This window comes from Kocuria marina (assembly GCF_000786655.1).
GTDB lineage: Bacteria > Actinomycetota > Actinomycetes > Actinomycetales > Micrococcaceae > Kocuria > Kocuria marina_A.
The window spans coordinates 530735-547780 of sequence record NZ_JROM01000016.1; the positions used below are offsets into that span (position 1 = coordinate 530735).

Genomic DNA, 17046 nt, shown 5'->3' on the forward strand with positions numbered 1-17046 from the left:
ACGGCGCTGAGCCGGGGCGTGCCTCTCGCGGGTCACGGGGTGTCATGCTCTCTGACCCCGCGCGGACCGGTTCTGAGCAGTCTGCTGCCGGGCGGCCCGGCCCTGAACGGTCCGGCCCCGGGTGGCGCTTGTGGCGCGATCCCTCCGGTGTGCCCCACGTGCAAGCGGACGACCTCACCGCGCTGGCGCACGGCCACGGCTACGTGACCGGCCTGGACAGGGCCTGGCACGTGGAGGTCCTGCGTCATCGCGCCGAGGGGCGCTCGGCGGAGCTCGTGGGACCGGACGGGCTCGACGGCGATCACCTCACCCTGGCCGCGGATGTCCCCGGCACGGCCAGACGGTGGTGGGACGCGGCGTCGGCGCAGGACCGGGAGTTCTTCGCCGCGTACGCGCGCGGGATCAGCGACGCACTGGCCGAGACGTGGCCCGGGACCCGCGAGGTGCGCGAGCTCGGCCTCACCGAGCGGCCCGTGCGGCCGTGGGACCCGTGGACCCCGATGGCCGTGCACCTGGACGCGCACCTGCTCACGGGCAGTCTCCCCGAGCAACTGTGGCGACGCCGCGTGCGACGCGAGCTCGGCGACGCCTGGGTCCCCCTGCTGGACGCCGAATCCCCCGCGGCCGCCGGATCGAACGCGTGGCTCGTCCCCGGCGAGCTGTCCGCGAGCGGCGCACCGCTGCTCGCGGCGGACCCGCACCGTGTCGTGGAGGAATCGGGGCCCTATCAGCCCGTGTGCTTCTCCACCCCGGACGTCCGGGTGCGGGGTCTCGCGCTCGTGGGGTTGCCCGGGGTCCCGCACTTCGGGCGTACCGAGACTGCCGCGTGGGCCATCACGGCCGCGATGACGGTCACGGAACGCGTCGTCGACCTCGAGCTCGAGAACCGGCAGGGCGCGTGGCACGTCGCGGCCACGGGTGAGCGGCTCGAGCACCGCTCGGTGGTGCTGCGGGCGCGCGGCGGCGTGGAACGGACCTGTTCGCTCCGCTCGTGCGCGGCGGGGTTCGTTCTGCCGGGCACTCCCGCCGCGGAAGCCGTGCTCGACGCCGCTGTGCCCGGGTCCACTACCACCGTCACCGTGGTGTCCCCCGCGCCCACGGCGGACCCTGCGCGGGCGTTCTCGGCATGCCGTGAGCTGCTCTCGGCGCGCACGGCGGGCAACGTCATGGAGGCGGTGTCCGGGTGGGCCGTGCCGTGCAACGACGTGGTGGCCGCCGACCGCGACGGCTCATGCCGGCACACGGTCACGGGGTCGTTCCTGGGGGCCGCCGAACCGTCCCGACCGCTGCACGGGATCACCGTGCGCGCCAATCAGCGCCCCTCGGACCCCTGCGCTTCGGCCGCGCGGCTCGCGTGCGCGCCCCCGCACCGGGCCCGGCGGGCAATGCACCTGCTCGACGCCGCCGTGGCCGAACACGGTGCCGTGCGTCATGAGGACCTGTTGGCGGCCCAGCTGGACACCGCCGCTCCGCACTGGCCTGTGCTGTTGAGGGAGCTGTTCGCGGACACGTCTCCGACCGCCGTGTCGGACCCGGCCGCCACCGTGGCGCGGGAGGGCGTCAGGACGCAAGTGCGGGCGGCGCCGGATCCGGACGTGGCGTCGGGACCTGCGGGTGCGCCGTCGGCCGCCGGTGCGGCATCGCGACGGAAGGGGGAGTCCCGAACGACGAATGCGTCGTCGGAAGCGGCGCACACCGTCCGTGCGGCGCTGCTCGACTGGGACGGGTCGATGGCGGCGGGGTCCCAGGCGGCGTCGTTGTTCGCCGTCTGGCGGGATGCCTTCGTGCACGAGCTCATGCGGACCACCCCGCTATCGGTGCTCTCGGGACCCACAGGCATGCCGACCGTGTGGGACCCGTTCCTGCACGGGCCCGGACGAGTGGGACTCGCGGTGGAGAACATCGTGCGTCACGGCCTTGACCTGGGAGTGGACGTCCGCTGGTGCGCCAGGACGGCCCTCGAACGGGTCGCCCACGAGCACCCGGGTACGGCGCTGCCGCCGTGGGGCGCACTGCATGTGTACACCCCGTGGCGTAGTGACCCGGCCCTGACCGCGGCGGACCCCGTTCCCGTGGGCGGGGACGCGGACTGCCTGCTCGCGGCGGGGACACTACCGGGCACGGGACCCGCGTGCGTGCGTGTCCCCGCTGCGCGGGTGCTGTGGGATCTGGCCGACCCCGCGGCGTCATGGTGGATCACACCCGACCCCGTGGCCCGGGGCGAGTGCACGGAACCGCCGCTGCACCGGTGGTCGCGCGGGGAGATGGATCACGCTCTGCCGTGGGTTCCGGCTGGTTCCGTGGGGAGGTCCGGCGCGATGGGTCCGGCCGGTCCGGCCGGCTCGGCCAGCTCATCCGGCTCGTCCGGTGGATCCATCGACCTGGGCGCACTGCCACCGCTACCCGATCAGTCCGCGCCGGGCCCGCGCGTGACGCTGAGGCCCGTGGATCCGGGGCGGGACGCGGCCGTGATCCACGAATGGGTCCGTGCGCCGCGAGCCCGCTTCTGGGGCATGACGGGGTGGACCCGCGAGCAGGTGCGCGAGGTGTACGAGTACCTGGATGCCTCGCCCACGCATCATGCGTGGCTCCTGGAACTCGACGGTACCCCCATGGGTATCTTCCAGAGCTACGAACCCCACGCTGATCCGGTGGGCGCGACGTATCGGGTGGAACCCGGGGACCTGGGGGTGCATGTCCTGCTGGCGCCCGTGCGCACCCGCCGCCCGGGACTCACCGCGGCACTCGGGCGCCTCATCATCGCGCAGCTCGCACGCTGCGGCACCCGACGAATCGTGGCGGAACCGGACGTGTCCAACGACCGAGCCGTGGCCCGACTCATCGCCACGGGTTTCGAGCTCGGCCCGACCATCCGGTTACCGGGGAAGACCGGGCAGTTGGCGTTCCTTCGCGTTGGCGGGCTCACCGAGTCCCGCTGAGCACGACCGGTGGTCGATTCGGGGGCTGACGTTGCGAGCCGCCGCATCCTTGTGGGCTGACCGGGCGGTCGCACGAGCCTGGCTTCATGGGTTTCACCCGGGGCAGAGCGGTCCACGGACACCGCGGTCCGGCCCGCTCCCGAACCGACGCCGCCCCCGGTCACCGCGTGTGCGGTGGCCGAGGGCGCCGGGCCGGTGCGGGCACAGGACCCGCGGTGGCGCGAACGTCAGTCGCGCGTGAGACGACGGTGCGTGAGGCGCTTGGGCCGAGCGGCGTCGGCGCCGAGGCGCTCCACCTTGTTCTCCTCGTACGCGTCGAAGTTGCCCTCGAACCAGTACCAGCGGTCGGGGTTCTCCTCGGTGCCCTCCCACGCGAGGATGTGGGTGGCCACGCGGTCCAGGAACCACCGGTCGTGGGAGACGACCACGGCGCAGCCCGGGAACTCGAGAAGTGCGTTCTCCAGGGAACCGAGGGTCTCCACGTCGAGGTCGTTGGTGGGCTCGTCCAGCAGCAGCAGGTTGCCGCCCTGCTTCAGGGTCAGCGCGAGGTTCAAGCGGTTGCGCTCACCACCGGAGAGCACGCCGGCCTTCTTCTGCTGATCCGGGCCCTTGAAGCCGAACGCGGACACGTACGCGCGCGAGGGCATCTCGACCTTGCCCACGTTGATGTAGTCCAGCCCGTCCGAGACGACCTCCCACAGGGTCTTCTCCGGGTCCAGGTTCTCGCGGTTCTGGTCCACGTAGGAGATCTGCACGGAATCGCCGATCTTCAGCTCGCCGCCGTCGAGCGGTTCGAGGCCCACGATGGTCTTGAACAGCGTGGACTTACCCACACCGTTGGGCCCGATCACGCCCACGATGCCGTTGCGCGGCAGCGAGAACGAGAGCCCGTCGATCAGGGAGCGGTCACCGAAGCCCTTCTTGAGGTTGCTGGCCTCGATGACCTGGTTGCCCAGGCGGGGCCCCGGCGGGATCTGGATCTCCTCGAAGTCCAGCTTCCGGGTCTTTTCGGCCTCGGCCGCCATCTCCTCGTAACGCGCCAGACGGGACTTGGACTTGGTCTGGCGGCCCTTGGCGTTGGAACGGACCCATTCGAGTTCGTCCTTAAGGCGCTTGGCCTGCTTGGCGTCCTTCTTGCCCTGGATCTCCATGCGCTTGGCCTTGGTGTCCAGGTACGTGGAGTAGTTGCCCTCGTAGGGGTAGAGGCGGCCGCGGTCCACCTCGCAAATCCATTCGGCCACGTGGTCCAGGAAGTACCGGTCGTGGGTCACGGCCAGCACCGCACCGGGGTAGGAGGCCAGGTGCTGCTCAAGCCACAGCACGGACTCGGCATCCAGGTGGTTGGTGGGTTCGTCCAGCAGCAACAGGTCCGGCTTCTCGAGCAGCAGCTTGCACAGCGCCACACGACGGCGCTCACCACCGGAGAGCACCTTCACATCCGCGTCCGGCGGCGGGCACCGCAGCGCGTCCATGGCCTGCTCGAGCTGGGAGTCGAGATCCCACGCGTTGGCGGCGTCGATCTCTTCCTGCAGCTTGCCCATCTCTTCCATCAGGGCGTCGAAGTCGGCGTCCGGCTCGGCCATCTCGGCGGAGATCTCGTTGAAGCGGTCGAGCTTGGCCTTGATCTCGCCGACGCCCTCCTCCACGTTACCCAGGACGGTCTTGTCCTCGTTCAACGGGGGTTCCTGCAAAAGGATGCCCACGGAGTAGCCGGGGCTCAGGCGCGCCTCGCCGTTGGAGGGCTGGTCCAGCCCCGCCATGATCTTCAGAATCGTCGACTTACCTGCACCGTTCGGCCCCACCACGCCGATCTTGGCGCCGGGGAAGAACGACATGGTGACGTCATCGAGGATGACCTTGTCGCCCACTTTCTTGCGGGCTTTGTTCATGGTGTAGATAAATTCCGCCATACCCTCCAGGCTACCGCGCCGCCGCACCCGCGCGAGCCACGGAGCGACGTCGTTCCCTCACCTCCCGGCGTCGCCGCGCCGCGGTCCCCCGGCCGTGCGGTCCCCGTTCCGGAATCGCTCCCTGGTGCGACGACACCGCCTGCCCCCTACTAGTCAGCCACCCGTGGTCGCCCCCTCCAGGTCGGAGGTTTCACGCGTCCGGTCGGCGCCGTCACGGGGCTCGTCTTCGGCGTCCTCGTCCATCCCCTCCGTGTCACCCAGGGTGCCCCCGACCGCGGCACTGGCGTCGGGAGCGGCCGGGGTCAGGCCGTCGAACGTGTGGTCCTGCTCCCCCACCGCGATCACCGCCCCGGAGGTGAGATCCACGAACCCCTCGTCGGACAGTCCCATCGACTGAGCGGAGCGGTACCGATCGTGCCCGGCGGTCCCGGCGTTCTCGTTCGAGTCCTCCCCGGCGCCGTCCATGCCGATGTCGTCAGACCCCTGTCCGTCACCCGGCGCGGCACTTGCCGTACCGGCCCCCGGATTCCGCCCGCCCGAGCGGGCAAAGTTGGCCGTGCCGAAGCTCAGGTCATGACCCACGGCCGCCGCATCCACCTGCACGATCGTGCGCGGGCCGGAATCCGACTGCCACTCGTTGATGCTGAGCTTGCCGGTGACCACCACGGGTTGACCGCAGTGCACGCTCGCCATGACGTGCATGGCCAGGGCGCGGAAGCACCGGATCGAGTACCAGTTGGTGCCGGAGCCGTGCCACGTCTGGGTGGCGGCGTCGAAACGGCGGGACGTGGTGGCCAGGCGGAAGCGGGCGGCCATCGTGCCGTCGTCGAAGAGGTGCGACTGCGGGTCCTTGCCCACGAATCCGCGCAGTGTCACGTGTTCGCTCATGGGGTGCTCCTTCATTCGGTCACCCACGGCCCGAAGGCCGGCGGGTGAGGGGTGAACCCCGCATCGGGGTGAGCCCAGCGTGACGCGTGGGACGCGGCGTCGGCGGTCCGTTCAAGGAGGTGTGGAGAGCCCGATGCCCGGCCGGGCGACGTCGGCCATCTGTGCAGCCCGGACCGCACGGGGTGGCGGAGCAACTCACGTGCGCGAGCGGCTCGGAGGCGTTGCTAAACTGAGTCGTCGCTTCGGCGACCCGCCTCAGTAGCTCAGTGGATAGAGCAGGAGCCTTCTAATCTCTTGGTCGGGGGTTCGACTCCCTCCTGGGGCACCACTCACCAGGCCCGTTCCACCGAGAATCCCGTGGAGCAAAAGCAGCCCAGGGGCGCCCCGGGTTACTTTTGCTCAGTTGAAGCGGGCGGGTCTACCACAACAGGCAGCGCCGGGCTGACTGGCCCACTCCACGCAGGACCGGGACACCCCGAGGGGCGGGTGCATTCCCCGCCGCGGGGTGCGAGGATGGCGGGACATCCCACATCTGAGAGGACCGACCATGAATGAGTCCACCCAATCCCCCGCCTCGAATGCCGAGAGCCCCCTGACTCCCCTGATGAAAACGGTCGAGGGCAGCAGCGCCCTGGACCCCTTGGTGAGCTCGGCCGATTCCGTGGCCACCGCGGTGGCCGGGAATCCGACCGTTCGCGACCTCCTGCAGGGCAAGCAGGTGGGCCACGCGCTGCACCCGCTGCTCATCGAGGTGCCCATGGGCACGTGGATGAGCGCGCTCGTGCTCGACCTCATGGGTGGCCGTGACTCCGTCCGCGCCGCGCGGGTGCTCACGGGCGTGGGTGTCCTCTCGGCGGTGCCATCTGCCCTGACCGGATGGGCCGAGTACCACGGGCTGCAGAACCGGGACAAACGTGTGGCCGTGATCCACGCCGGGTCCAACGGCCTGGCCACGGGTCTGCAATTCGCCTCGTGGGTGGCCCGCTGCACCGGACGCCACGGGCTGGGGCGTGTCCTCGCCCTGGGCGGCATGTCCGCCGCCGGCCTGGGCGGTTACCTGGGCGGGCACCTGTCGGTCGCGCGTCAGGTGGGCTCGCGGGACGCGGCCTACGAGGACGGCACGAACGGTCGGGCGCAGAACTAGCGGCCGTAGAACAACCGCTCGAACACCGAGCGGGACTGCCGGGTGATCCGCAGGTAGTCCTCCTCGAGCTGCGCGGCGGAACCGGGTTCGTAGCCGATCCACCGGGCCACGGCCTCGAGGTCCACCCGGCGTGACGGCACGGAATCGGAGGCCCGCCCGGAGCGCAGGACGTTGCCGTTGCGGATGTCCGTGGCAAGTTTCCACGCGTGCTCCAGTACGGCGGCGTCCTCCGGGCCCACGAGGTCGGCGGCCACCGCGGCGTTCAGCGCGGGCAGCGTGGAGGTGGTGCGCAGCTCGGGGACCTCGTGCGCGTGCTGCAGTTGCAGCAACTGCACGAGCCATTCCACGTCCGAGAGCCCGCCCCTGCCCAGCTTCACCTGCCGGGTGGGATCCGCCCCGCGGGGCATCCGCTCGCTCTCCACGCGCGCCTTCATGCGCCGGATGTCCACGAGCTGACGGTCCGTGAATTCGGCCGGGTACCGGAAGCGGTCCACCACACGGAAGAACGCCTGGGCCACGTCCTCGGAACCGGCCATGTACCGGGCGCGGGTCAGGGCCTGGAACTCCCAGGTCTGACCCCAGCGCTCGTAGTACTCGGCGTACGAGGCCACCGACCGCACCATGGTGCCCGAGCGCCCTTCCGGACGCAGGTCGTTGTCGATCTCCAGGACCCGTTCGGCGACCACGGGCGGCGTGCACGGTTGCTTCAGGAGCTTGACCATGCGGTTGAGCACGGTTTCCGCGGCACTGCGCGCTTCCCCGGGGTCCGCGTCCGGGGCGGGTGCGTACGCGTACATCACGTCCGCGTCCGAGCCGAAACCGATCTCGCGCCCGCCCTGGCGCCCCATGGCGATCACGAGCACCTCGGCGGGGACAGCGCCGTCGTGCTCGGCCGCGTACTCGGTGCGGGCAAGGTACAGCGCGGCCATCACGGTGGCCTGGTCCACGTCCGAAAGACCCGTCACGGTGGTCTCCACGCTGGCGACGCCGCTCGTGTCCGCGAGCGCGATGCGCAACTGTTCGCGGCGCCGGATCTGGCGCACGGCCCGGATGGCCTCGCCCGGGTCGTGGTGCCGAGCGACCTGCGCGCGCATCTGTGACACGAGCTCGTCCAGGGACCGGGTGACCAGCTGGGAGTCGTCGCCCAACCACGCCGTCGCCTCGGGAGAGGTTTCGAGCAGGTCCGAGACGTACCGAGAACTCGAGAGGATGTGACACAACCGCTCGGCCGCGGCGTTGGAATCCCGCAGTAATCGCAGGAACCAGGGTGTGTTGCCCAGGGCCTCACACACCCTGCGCAGGTTGAGCAGACCGGCGTCCGGGTCCACGCCCTCAGCGAGCCAGTCGAGCAGCACCGGCAGCAGCGTGCGCAGGATCTCGGCTCGCCGGCTCACGCCGCGCGAGAGGGCCTCGATGTGTCGCATCGCGGCCTTGGTGTCCTGGTACCCGAGTGCCGCGAGGCGGTCCCGAGCGGCGTCGGTCGTGAGGGTGGTGTCCGCGGGCGCGTTGGCTAGCGCCGCGAGCATGGGACGGTAGAAGATCCGCTCGTGCATGCTGCGCACGGAGCGCTTGGCCGCGTTCCAGTCGCTCACGAGTTTCTGGGCCGTGGGGTGCGTGCGCTCGGCGGCGCCGTCCACGGACCGGGCGACGACGGCCAGTTCCCGTTCGTCGCGCGGCATCAGGTGCGTCCGCCGCATGCGGAACAACTGGATCCGGTGCTCGAGCAACCGCAGCCATCGGTAGTTGAGTCCGAACTCCTCGGCGTCCGCGCGGCCAATGTAGCCACCCGCGCTCAGCGCTGCGAGGGATTCGGTGGTGGCACGCGTGCGGACGGTCTCATCCGAGCGTCCGTGTACGAGTTGTAGCAACTGCACCGTGAACTCGACATCCCGCAGTCCCCCGGGTCCGAGCTTGATCTGCCGGTCCCGGTCCGCCTCAGGGATGTTCTCCGTGACCCTGCGGCGCATGGCCTGGACGGATTCCACGAAGCCCTCGCGCTCGGCGGATGACCAGATGAACGGCGCGATGGCCGCCTCGTAGCGGCGCCCGAGGTCCTGATCGCCCGCGACGCACCGGGCCTTGATCAGCGCCTGGAACTCCCAGGACTTGGCCCAGCGCTTGTAATAGCGCACGTGGGATTCCAGTGTCCGCACGAGCGGCCCGTCCTTGCCCTCGGGCCGTAGGTTCGCGTCCACTTCCCACAACGCCGGCTCGGGACCGGCGGCCATCATGGCCTGCGCGAGGGTGTGGGCCATCTCGGTTGCGATCTCCGTGCTCGTGCTCTCGTCCGGGGTATCGCCCGAGTCGGAGGCCCGGGTCTCCCCGACGTAGACCACGTCCACGTCCGAGATGTAGTTCAGCTCTCGGGCGCCGCACTTGCCCATGCCGATCACCGCGAGCCGTACCTGCTCCACGAGGGCGGGCTCCCAGCGCTCGGCGGCGTGAGCGCGCGCCACCGCCAGGCCGGCCTCGAGGGCGGCCCCGGCGAGGTCCGCGAGTTGCCGGCCGACGGCGGGCATGTAGGCCACCGGGTCCACGGCCCCGACGTCCCGGACGGCCACGCGCGCGAGCCCGCGGCGATAGGCCACGCGCAAAGCCTTGTACGCGTCCTGTCCCGTGAGCGATGCCACCGGGGTGTCCGCCTGCGGATCGGCGCCCACGGATTCGAGCAGCGCCGCACGGAAGACCTCCGCGCGGTCCGCCCTCGGCTCGTCCACGGGCGGGATGTCCAGCAGGTCCAGGTTCTCGGGGGCGCGCAGCAGGAACTCCCCCAGTGCCTCGGACGCACCCAGCAAGCGGAACATGGTCTCGGACTCTCGGGGGTCCCCGTTGACTCGCCGCGCGACCTCCGGGTGGTTCTCGATGAGCCGCACGATGAGCTGCAGCGCCACGTCCGGCGACGCCGCGTGGGCCAGTCCCGCGAGCAGCGCGGACAGGTCCACGTCGTCCAGTTCCCGGAACCCCAGCCAGCGCCGGGCATTCGTGACGTCCGCGAAACCGATCGAGATCAGCTGCTTGGCCGAGATCTTCTCCGCGCGCTCCTTGGCGGTGCCCGGGGTGTCAGTCATGGTCCGCCCCTACAGGATGCCCAGGTTGGTCCGCAGTTCGTAGGGCGAGACCTCCTGGCGGTACTGGTCCCAGTCACGGCGCTTGTTGCGCAGGAAGTACTCGAAGACCTGCTCGCCCAGCAGCTCCGCCATGAACTCGGACTCCTCGGTCAGCCGGATCGCGTCGTGGAGGCTGCCCGGAAGGGGTTGGTGACCCACGGCCCGGCGCTCGGCGCTGCTCATGGCGAACACGTCATCCATCTCCACGGGCGGCAGCTCGTACTCGTTCTCGATCCCCTTGAGCCCCGCCCCCAGCAACGCCGCGTAGGACAGGTACGGGTTCGTGGCCGAGTCGATGCCCCGGTACTCGATCCGGGAGGACTGCACCTTGTCCGGCTTGTAGAGCGGCACGCGCACCAGCGCCGAACGGTTGTTGTGGCCCCAGGACATGTACGACGGCGCTTCGTCACCGGCCCACAGTCGCTTGTAGGAGTTCACGAACTGGTTGGTCACGGACGTGAACTCGGGGGCGTGGCGCAGCAGCCCGGCGATGAAGTGCCGCCCGGTCTCCGAGAGCCGGAACTCCGCCCCGGCCTCGTAGAACGCGTTGGTGTCCCCCTCGAACAGGGAGAAGTGCGTGTGCATCCCGGAGCCGGGGTGGCGGGAGAACGGCTTGGGCATGAACGTCGCGTAGATCCCCTGCGACAGGGCCACCTCGCGCACCACGGTGCGGAACGTCATGATGTTGTCCGCGGTCTGCAGCGCGTCCGCGTAGCGCAAGTCGATCTCGTTCTGACCCGGTCCGGCCTCGTGGTGCGAGAACTCCACGGAGATGCCCACCGATTCGAGCATGTTCACCGCGGTGCGGCGGAAGTCTTGGACCACTCCCCCCGGGACGTGATCGAAGTACCCCTCGTAGTCCACCGGTACGGGTTCGCCGGTGCGCGGGTCCAGCTCGGGCGAGCGCAACAGGTAGAACTCGATCTCGGGAGCGGTGTAGCACGTGAAGCCCATGTCCGAGGCCTTGGCGAGCACGCGGCGCAGAACCCCGCGGGGATCCGCCGCGGAGGGCTCACCGTCCGGGGTCTTCAGGTCGCAGAACATCCGGGAGGTCGGCTCGTCCTCCCCGCGCCACGGCAGCAACTGAAACGTGGAGGGATCCGGTTGCAGGAGCATGTCGGACTCGAAGATCCGCGACAGCCCCTCGATCGAGGAGCCGTCGAACCCGAGGCCCTCCTCGAACGCGGCCTCCACCTCAGCGGGTGCCAGCGCAATGGACTTGAGGGTCCCCACGACGTCCGTGAACCACAACCGGACGAACCGGACATCCCGGTCCTCGATGGTGCGCAGAACGAATTCTTGCTGACGGTCCATGGGTCCACCTCGGATTCCTGGGGCGTGTGACACAGCGGCTGCGGGCTCACGCGCCGGGGCCATGCCCGGGACGAGCCACGTCACAACTGTATCGGTCGCAGCAGCGTTCCTCGCGCCCGTCTCCCCCATCTGTCCGCTTGCGTGTTCCCGCCCCGGTCCGCACGGAGATCGGGTCGCCGAGTCAGTGCCGCTCCCCGCCCGGAACCCCTGGGCCCGACCGGCCGGTACCCTGACACCATGAGCGAAACGCAACCTTCGTCCGGTTCCCCCGCCGAGAAATCCCTCGCCCAGATCGCCCGCGTGCGGACCCTGCACCTGCAGCGTGCCAAGGACGCCGGGGAGAAGTTCTCCATGCTCACGAGCTACGACACGCTCACCGCGGGGATCTTCGACCGAGCCGGCGTGGACGTCCTGCTCGTGGGTGATTCGCTCGGCAACACGGTGCTCGGACACGAGTCCACCCTGCCGGTCACGCTCGAGCACATGATCACGTTCGCCGCCGCGGTCGTGCGCGGCGTGCAGCGCAGCCTGGTGGTCGTGGACCTGCCCTTCGGCTCGTACGAGGAGTCCCCGGAGCAAGCCGTGCGCAGCGCCGTGCGGATCATGAAGGAGTCCGGCGCCCACGCCGTCAAGATCGAGGCCGGGGAGGCGCTCGCGGAGCACGTGGCCGCCGTGGTGCGTGCCGGGATCCCGGTGATGGGTCACGTGGGGTTCACTCCGCAGTCCGAGCACGCGCTGGGCGGGTTCCGGATCCAGGGCCGCGGTGAGGCCGGGGAGCAGCTGCTGCGCGACGCCCGTGCCGTGCAGGACGCCGGGTGCTTCGCCGTCGTCCTGGAGATGGTGTCCGCGGACGCCGCAGCACGCGTGGAGGATGAGCTGCGGATCCCCACGGTGGGGATCGGCGCCGGGAACGTGACCACCGGCCAGGTGCTGGTGTGGCAGGACATGCTGGGGTTGCGCACCGGGAAGATGCCGCGCTTCGTCAAGCAGTACGCGCAGCTCGCTCAGGTCGCCGACGACGCCGTGCGCGGCTACGTGGCCGACGTCCGCTCGGGTGCGTTCCCGGCCGAGGAGCACTCCTACCGGGGGTGACGCCCGGGTCGCCCCGAACGAGAACGGGGCCGGGCGACGTCGCCGCCGCCCGGCCCCGCAGGATCAGTCACCCTTGAACGCGGCGTCCTCCTCGTCCCAGCGCTTGGTGTTCTCCGCGGCGTGCTCGAGGGCGCGAGAGGCCTCCTCGCGGGTCGCGTAGGGGCCCATGAGCTTGCGGTAGTCGTCCTTGGGGCCTTCCTCGACCTGCTTGGTGTAGAGGTTGTACCAGTACTCGGCCATGATCTTCCTCCCTGTGCGGCGCCGTGCGCCGTACACCCGCCCCGCGGCGGGGTCGCGAACCTTCCCGGCCGAACGGGCCCGGGACTCAAGGATTAGGCTAGTTGCTGAACCAGGTGTTCGGGGCGCCATGACGCCTCACAGCACGAACACGCCCGCGATCGCCGCAGGAGGCAATGACCCATCGTGACCACGCACAATCTCGCACCAGCACCCGGATCCACCGCACCGCGCGGCGCGCTGCGCCCCGGGAGCCTCACCCCGCGGCGCCACGTCCCGGGCGGGATCGAGCGGCCGGAGTACGTGGGACGCCGGGACGCGAACGAGGGTCACGCCTCCAACGTGTACACCCCCGAAGAGATCGAGCTGGTGCGCGAGGCCGGCCGGATCGCCGCCCGTGCGCTGCAGGCCGCGGGCGCGGAGGCCAAGCCCGGCGTGACCACGGACGAACTGGACCGGATCGCGCACGAGTACATGTGTGATCACGGGGCATACCCCTCGTGCCTCGAGTACCGCGGGTTCCCCAAGTCCATCTGCACGTCACTCAACGAGGTGATCTGTCACGGCATCCCCGATTCCACCGTGCTCGAGGACGGGGACATCATCAACCTGGACGTCACCGCGTACAAGAACGGCATGCATGGGGACACCAACGCCATGTTCCTGGTGGGTGACGTGGACGAGGACTCCCGCCTGCTCGTAGAACGCACCCACGAGGCGATGAACCGCGGGATCAAGGCCGTGCGTCCCGGGCGTGAGATCAACGTGATCGGGCGCGTCATCGAGAAGTACGCCAAGCGTTTCGACTACGGGGTCGTGCGCGACTTCACCGGGCACGGCGTGGGGCGCGAGTTCCACACGGGTCTGATCGTCCCGCACTACGACGCCGCGCCGTCCTACGACACCGAGATGGTGCCCGGGATGATCTTCACGATCGAACCCATGCTGACCCTCGGTTCCATCACGTGGGACCAATGGTCCGACGACTGGACCATCACGACCCACGACAAGATGCGCACTGCACAGTTCGAACACACCATGGTCGTGACCGATGACGGTGTGGAGATCCTCACCCTCCCGTAAGATCGAGCGACGAGGCGGGCTGCGTCGCGTCCACCTCCGCATAGTTTCCACCGTGAACCGAAGGGACCGTTCATGAGCTCAGGTACTCCGCAGGGTGTCGTATCGCAGTGTGGCATCGGAATCGACATTGGTGGTACCGGCACCAAGGGTGGGATCGTGGACCTCACCACCGGCCAACTCGTGGGTGAACGGTTCCGCATCCCCACGCCGCAGCCGGCCACGCCGGAAGCCGTGGCCGGCGTCGTCAAGCAGATCGTGGACGAACTGCAGTCCCGACCCGAGGCCCCGGCCCCGGACAGTCACGTGGGCATCGTCTTCCCGGCCATCATCAAGAACGGGGTGGCACTGTCCGCGGCGAACGTGGACAAGTCGTGGATCAACACGAACGTGGACGCCCTCATGACCGAGACGCTGGGCCGCGAGGTCGAGGCCCTCAACGACGCCGACGGCGCCGGGCTCGCCGAGGCGCACTACGGTGCGGGCAAGGGCAAGGAGGGTCTGGTCATGGTGATCACCCTGGGCACCGGGATCGGCTCCGCGATGATCCTCAACGGCCAGCTGGTCCCGAACGCCGAACTCGGTCACCTGGAGATCGACGGGCACGACGCCGAGACCAAGGCCTCGGCCGCCGCCCGGGAACGCGAGCAGCTGCCCTGGAAGAAGTGGGCCAAGAAGCGGCTGCAGCGGTACTTCTCCCACGTGGAGTTCCTGTTCTCCCCGTCCCTGTTCGTGATCGGGGGCGGTGTGTCCAAGAACTCGGAGAAGTTCCTGCCCTACCTCGAACTGCGGACACCGGTAGAGATCGCCGCGCTGCGCAACAACGCCGGCATCGTGGGTGCTGCGCTGTGGGCCCAGCAGTGCCGGGACGCCCAGGCCGCCAAGCCGGTCATCGACCCCGTGAAGTGACGGACGCCCGTCCCGGGCCGCGAAGATCCTCCGCGCTCGGGACGGTACCGACCCGCCCCGGACATGGGTGAGACCCCGAAGGTGACCGCGGCTTCCCCTCCGCGGACCCTCGGGGTCTCATATTGAGAGTCTAAGTACTCAACGCATTCGGATCAAGCCGTCAGGTGTTCGCCCAGGTCGGCGAGGAATTCCCCCACGGGAGCGTCCACCTTCACGGTGGCCATCGAGTCCCCTCCGGTGACGCCGTGGTTGACGATCACCACGGGGATCCCCTCCCGGTCTGCTTGCCGCACGAACCGGCGTCCGGAGTTCACGGTCAGCGACGATCCCGCCACGAGTAGCGCCTCGGACCGCGCGACCAAGCGCCGCGCCAGGGCCACGCGGTGCGACGGCGCGTTCTCCCCGAAGAACACGACGTCCGGTTTCAGCACCCCCTGGCACACGGGGCAGTCCCACACACGGAAACCGCCGGTGTGCTCCACGGTGGCGTCCGCGTCAGGGGCGTATTCGATGTCGTCCGCCGAGGCCATGCCGTCGTAGAACCCGGGGTTCAACTCGTCCAGGTAGCGCGAGACCTGTTCCCGGGGGAACCGGGACGAGCACGAGGTGCACAACACCCACGCGTAGGTGCCGTGCAGGTCCACCACGGCCACGGAGCCGGCTTTCTGGTGCAGCCGGTCGATGTTCTGGGTGATGATCCCGTCCACCAGACCGGCGGCCTCGAGCCGGGCCAGCGCCTCGTGGGCGGCGGACGGTTGTGCCCGGGCCACGAAGTGCCAGCCGTACTGGTTACGGGCCCAGTAGTGCCGGCGACTCGCCACGCTGCCCATGAACTCCTGGTACGTCATGGGGGAACGGGGTTTGGCACCGGGGCCGCGGTAGTCGGGGATCCCGGACGGGGTGCTCACCCCCGCGCCCGTGAGCACCGCGATCCGCTTGCCGCGCAGCACCTCGAGAACGCGCGGGAGACCTTCCTGGGCGTTCAGTGCATGGGGATCGGGGAAGAGGCTCTCGTCCACCGGTGCGCCGTAACCGGCGCGCAGTACTCGCAGGGGCATCAGGACCGGGGCAGGTTCTCGAGGACGCCCCGCAGCCGATCCCATTCCCGCGCCTGGGTGATGTCGGCGGAGCTGACGTCACGGATGATCCCGCGGGCGTCGATGGTGATGGTGTGGCGCTGGGCGCACCCTGCGTCCTCGTCCTGGACACCGTAGCGGCGGGCCACGTCCCCGTGGGGCCAGTGATCGGAGAGCATCTGGAAGTCGTAGGACTCCTGCCGCGCGAACGCGTCCAATGCGAAGTGGCTGTCCGTGGAAATGCACACCACGACGGCGTCGAACTCATCAAACATGTCCGCGTGATCCTGCAGATGGCACAGCTCGTCCGTGCAGATCGGCGAGAACGCGTAGGGGAAGAACACGAGCACGACCGGCGCACCCCGGTAGTCGCCCAGGGAGCGGGACTCGCCGTGACGGTCGGGGAGCGTGAAGTCCGGCGCGGTGGATCCGATGGCACTCATGAGGGCCCTTCCTGCCGCGCGGGAGCGCCGCGGCGCGCGTTCAGAAGTTTCGTTTGGGGGTCAGGCGGGAGACGGACCAGTCCGGGGAGACCCGTGCCGCGCTCGTGACGTGCAGACCGGCGGTCGAGGCTGCTTCCTGGATGTCAGCGGGAGAGACGTGGTCCTGGCGGCCGGCCTTGGGCGTCAGCAACCACACGACACCGCCGTCGTCGAGGGTGGTCTGGACGTCCACGAGCTCGTCCACCAGATCGCCGTCCCCGTCACGCCACCACAGCACGACGGCGTCCACGACCTCTTGCGCATCCTCGTCGAAGAGCTCCGAGCCGATCGCGTCCTCGATCCGCTCGCGCAGATCCGCGTCGACATCGTCGTCGTAACCGAATTCCTGGACGTAGTCGCCGTCCTTCAGATTCAGTTGCGCCGCAATGCTCTCCTCGGGGGCTTTCGCCTCGCTCACCGTAACTCTCCTTCACTGCTGTCTCGCGCGGGGCCGGACCGCCGGATCGACGACGCTGCCGGACCTCACCCTCACCGTGACGGGGATGTCAACGGTGCGTAATAAAGACAACACCGGATTGTCCCCGCGTTCAAGCCACGCCACGAACGGCGGGGCGAATCGGGTGACTTGTGACACGTTCCACACCCGTGGCGGCCCGGCGCGGGCGGTGTGACGCGTGGAACGGTGTGGTCACTGCCGGTGACGCCGTCGCGTGTGACACGATGAGAGGACGACGGCATCGGCCTGTCCGAGCACCCGCCGCCTGACACACCGCTCCGACACCGGGGATCCCGTGACACGGAGCTGACGATAGAGAGGTTCTCGTGTCTTCCGACAGCAATCACCACATTTTGAGTGGGTTGACGAATAATCTTCAGGACGCTGATGTTCAGGAGACGCAGGAGTGGA

13 protein-coding genes and 1 tRNA gene are annotated in these 17046 nt (G+C 69.5%); 6 read left to right on the plus strand and 8 right to left on the minus strand.

What is annotated here, in order from left to right; genetic code table 11:
- The first annotated feature begins 128 nt into the window (after positions 1 to 128).
- Entirely contained in the window at positions 129 to 2939 is a 2811-nt protein-coding gene (locus tag AS25_RS05000) for a GNAT family N-acetyltransferase (RefSeq protein ID WP_035962233.1), read from the plus strand.
- 227 nt (positions 2940 to 3166) lie between these two features.
- On the opposite strand, the gene ettA is transcribed toward AS25_RS05000, so the two are convergent.
- Both ettA and AS25_RS05010 read right to left on the minus strand, forming a co-directional pair.
- A complete protein-coding gene (gene ettA, locus AS25_RS05005) occupies positions 3167 to 4849 on the minus strand; it encodes an energy-dependent translational throttle protein EttA (RefSeq protein ID WP_035962235.1) in 1683 nt (560 codons plus the stop codon).
- A gap of 153 nt (positions 4850 to 5002) precedes the next feature.
- Positions 5003 to 5737 carry a single-stranded DNA-binding protein gene (locus tag AS25_RS05010; protein ID WP_084118001.1) on the minus strand — a complete coding sequence of 245 codons (735 nt, stop codon included), beginning with the start codon at positions 5735 to 5737 and terminating at the stop codon, positions 5003 to 5005.
- A 252-nt stretch (positions 5738 to 5989) separates the two neighbouring features.
- Between AS25_RS05010 and AS25_RS05015 the strand changes: the two genes are divergently transcribed.
- Positions 5990 to 6065: transfer RNA gene (locus AS25_RS05015), tRNA-Arg, on the plus strand.
- Between the two features lie 219 nt (positions 6066 to 6284).
- The gene (locus AS25_RS05020) at positions 6285 to 6881 is read left to right on the plus strand and encodes a DUF2231 domain-containing protein (RefSeq protein WP_035962236.1); all 597 of its coding nucleotides are present in this window, start codon (positions 6285 to 6287) and stop codon (positions 6879 to 6881) included.
- On the opposite strand, the gene AS25_RS05025 is transcribed toward AS25_RS05020, so the two are convergent.
- The gene (locus AS25_RS05025; RefSeq protein WP_052160705.1) at positions 6878 to 9949 is read right to left on the minus strand and encodes a bifunctional [glutamine synthetase] adenylyltransferase/[glutamine synthetase]-adenylyl-L-tyrosine phosphorylase; all 3072 of its coding nucleotides are present in this window, start codon (positions 9947 to 9949) and stop codon (positions 6878 to 6880) included. The genes AS25_RS05020 and AS25_RS05025 overlap by 4 nt on opposite strands.
- Positions 9950 to 9958: 9 nt before the next feature.
- Positions 9959 to 11302: a glutamine synthetase family protein gene (locus tag AS25_RS05030; protein WP_035962238.1), complete on the minus strand. Its 1344-nt coding sequence runs from the start codon at positions 11300 to 11302 to the stop codon at positions 9959 to 9961.
- Positions 11303 to 11539: 237 nt separating this feature from the next.
- Between AS25_RS05030 and panB the strand changes: the two genes are divergently transcribed.
- Positions 11540 to 12394 (plus strand): 3-methyl-2-oxobutanoate hydroxymethyltransferase, encoded by an 855-nt coding sequence (gene panB, locus AS25_RS05035; protein ID WP_035962241.1) that lies wholly within the window; start codon positions 11540 to 11542, stop codon positions 12392 to 12394.
- Between the two features lie 63 nt (positions 12395 to 12457).
- On the opposite strand, the gene AS25_RS14570 is transcribed toward panB, so the two are convergent.
- The gene (locus AS25_RS14570) at positions 12458 to 12634 is read right to left on the minus strand and encodes an SPOR domain-containing protein (protein WP_156960895.1); all 177 of its coding nucleotides are present in this window, start codon (positions 12632 to 12634) and stop codon (positions 12458 to 12460) included.
- A 183-nt stretch (positions 12635 to 12817) separates the two neighbouring features.
- Here AS25_RS14570 and map point away from each other — a divergent pair, with 183 nt between their 5' ends.
- On the plus strand, positions 12818 to 13714 hold the full coding sequence (gene map, locus AS25_RS05040; RefSeq protein ID WP_035962244.1) for a type I methionyl aminopeptidase: 897 nt from the start codon (positions 12818 to 12820) through the stop codon (positions 13712 to 13714).
- Between the two features lie 72 nt (positions 13715 to 13786).
- Positions 13787 to 14620, plus strand: coding sequence for a polyphosphate--glucose phosphotransferase (ppgK, locus tag AS25_RS05045; RefSeq protein WP_035962246.1), 834 nt, complete (start codon positions 13787 to 13789; stop codon positions 14618 to 14620).
- Between the two features lie 152 nt (positions 14621 to 14772).
- Here the strand turns inward: ppgK and AS25_RS05050 are convergent, their stop codons facing one another.
- The 3 genes from AS25_RS05050 to AS25_RS05060 are packed head-to-tail and all read right to left on the minus strand — an operon-like array spanning position 14773 to position 16596.
- The gene (locus AS25_RS05050) at positions 14773 to 15678 is read right to left on the minus strand and encodes a Sir2 family NAD-dependent protein deacetylase (protein ID WP_084118002.1); all 906 of its coding nucleotides are present in this window, start codon (positions 15676 to 15678) and stop codon (positions 14773 to 14775) included.
- On the minus strand, positions 15678 to 16139 hold the full coding sequence (locus tag AS25_RS05055) for a redoxin domain-containing protein (protein ID WP_035962248.1): 462 nt from the start codon (positions 16137 to 16139) through the stop codon (positions 15678 to 15680). The genes AS25_RS05050 and AS25_RS05055 overlap by 1 nt, the downstream gene beginning before the upstream one ends.
- Positions 16140 to 16179: 40 nt before the next feature.
- Entirely contained in the window at positions 16180 to 16596 is a 417-nt protein-coding gene (locus tag AS25_RS05060) for a DUF3052 domain-containing protein (RefSeq protein ID WP_035962250.1), read from the minus strand.
- Between the last annotated feature and the right edge of the window lie 450 nt (positions 16597 to 17046).